The organism is Candidatus Poribacteria bacterium, from assembly GCA_021295755.1.
Classification (GTDB): Bacteria; Poribacteria; WGA-4E; order WGA-4E; family PCPOR2b; genus PCPOR2b.
Map to the genome: position 1 here is coordinate 1 of JAGWBT010000183.1, position 2344 is coordinate 2344.

The window sequence follows — 2344 nt, forward strand, 5'->3', positions numbered from 1 at the left end:
GGCTACCATTCTCATTGTTGATGACGAAGAAAATGCTTTGAAGATGCTCGCGCAAGCGTTAAAAGTGGAAGGCTACGACACGCTAACAGCTTCGAGTGGCGAGGAAGCGCTGCAGCTGTGTGCGTCGAAAACGGTCGATTTGGTACTGCTGGACATCCTGATGCCCGGCGGCATAGATGGCGTTGAGACCCTGGCCCGTCTGCGGCAGATTAAACCACAGTTGAACGTTGTGATGATGTCCGCGCAGCAAGAGATTGAAACGGCGGTCAAAACGATGGAGTTGGGGGCAAGACGTTACCTGACAAAACCCTCCAGTATTGACGAAATCGTATACGCTATTGAACCCTTTCTAGAACTTTCACGTCTGTTGAAAGAGCAGATAGGCACTCGCGATGAAATGGTCGGCGAGAGCGTTGCGATGCAACACCTCCGATCGCAGGTTAGCCAAGTCGCGTCAAGCGATCTGGGTGTCCTGATCGCAGGAGAAAACGGCACCGGCAAAGAATTAGTCGCCAATGCGATCCATAAGCAGAGCCAACGCAGTCGAAAGCCGCTTATCCGGCTCAACTGTGCAGCATTGCCAGAGGAACTGATCGAAAGCGAACTGTTCGGACATGAACGCGGCGCCTTCACCGGTGCAACGGTACGGCGACAGGGGAAATTTGAACTTGCTGACGGTAGTGCGTTGTTTCTCGATGAAATTGGCGATATGAGTTTGAAAGCACAGGCGAAAGTGTTGCGTGTGCTGGAATACGGTGAACTAGAACGTCTCGGCGGAACGCAAACAATCCACGTGGATGTTCGGATTATTGCTGCAACGAATAAGAACCTTGAGCGAGAAATTGAAGAAGGAAGGTTTCGGCAAGATCTCTACTATCGTCTGAGTGTCGTTCCGATTACTGTCCCTCCCCTCCGTGATCGTACAGATGATCTGCCGGTATTGGTGAAACATTTTGTCGAGCGGTTCCACAAGGATAGCGCACGCGATTCAACTCCTGCAATTATACCATTGGCCCGGCAACATACGAGAGTTAAAGAATATTATTGAACGCCTGCTCATCATGGTCAATCAAGATGTCATCCTACCGACTGACGTGGAGAATGTTCTGCCAATTCCAAAGACTGCCCCCCAACCTAACACCGTCGCTGTTGCCCAAGAGAATCGTTTTCACGCAGACAAATCCTTGCTAGAAATGGTTGACGATGCTGAAGCGGATCTCATCCGCAACGCCCTTAACACAAACAGTTGGAACATCAAGCGAACCGCCGAACAGTTGAAAATCGAGCGCAGCAACTTCTATAAAAAGCTGGAAAAATTTAACATCAAGCGTCCGGATGATGTGTGAAATATTCGCCTAGAGTTGAAAGCGATGACCATAGCTAGGCTATCGCAATCACAGAAAGAGAGCAGTACCGATGATAGCGATGTCCCTCCTCATCTTTGCGCTCGGATTGGCGATTGGCAGTTTTTTGAATGTGTGCATCTACCGCCTCCCCCAAGGACTATCTATTCATTCCCCACGCCGATCCTTTTGCCCCGAATGCCGGACACCAATTCGCTTCTACGATAACATCCCAGTCCTGAGCTACCTCTTCCTAAAAGGACGTTGCCGACACTGCGAAACGAGAATATCAAGGGTTTACCCACTAGTTGAACTGATGACAGGTATACTGTTTCTGTTCTCGCTGTATCGGTTCGGACCAACGCTCGCGCTCTTGCACAGTTGCTTGTTCATCAGTTTATTGATACCTATCACTTGGATTGATGCGCGATGGTACATCATTCCGAATGCCATTATCCTTGTCGGATTGATTACTGGCACGGCAGTGACTCTCCTCATTGCGTTGACCCGTCACGATCCGGACTATCTGATTGATCACCTCATCGGAGCAGTAGCGGGTGGTGCCGCAATGGCATTAATTGCGGTTGTGGGAACGTTTCTTTTTCGCAAAAAAGCGATGGGCGGTGGAGACATCAAATTGATGATCCTCATTGGGTTGTTTCTGGGAGGGTGGCCCCATTTGTTGGTTGTAATCATGGCTTCCGCTTTTACAGGCTCAATCATTGGATTGTCCCTTGTCGCGCTCGGAAAAAAAAGTGGGGGCGGGAGTCGAATACCTTACGGTCCTTTTCTCGTAATTGGTGCAACCCTGGATCTGTTTTGGGGAAATGAAATTTGGGGCTGGTATTTAAGGCTCATTGGTTGGCAATAGACAAATGGAGCATGGGACCCACGCGTTTCATTCTTCGCTTCTTTACAACAGTGATATTTGGTGGTAAAATGTCTCCAGAATCAGAGGCGATAACTCAATATCAATAGAATCAGACGGTGAAACCAAAAGA

At 49.1% G+C, this 2344-nt stretch carries 1 protein-coding gene and 1 pseudogene; both read left to right on the forward strand.

What is annotated here, in order from left to right:
* Positions 1-1346: pseudogene (locus J4G02_20820) on the forward strand (sigma-54-dependent Fis family transcriptional regulator).
* Between the two features lie 70 nt (positions 1347-1416).
* On the forward strand, positions 1417-2214 hold the full coding sequence (locus J4G02_20825) for a prepilin peptidase (protein MCE2396969.1): 798 nt from the start codon (positions 1417-1419) through the stop codon (positions 2212-2214).
* Positions 2215-2344: the final 130 nt, after the last annotated feature.

What these genes read in the sequence shown, in the direction of transcription:
- J4G02_20825 (MCE2396969.1), top strand. Translation starts at nt 1,417, where the DNA reads ATGATAGCGATGTCCCTCCTCATCTTTGCGCTCGGATTGGCGATTGGC.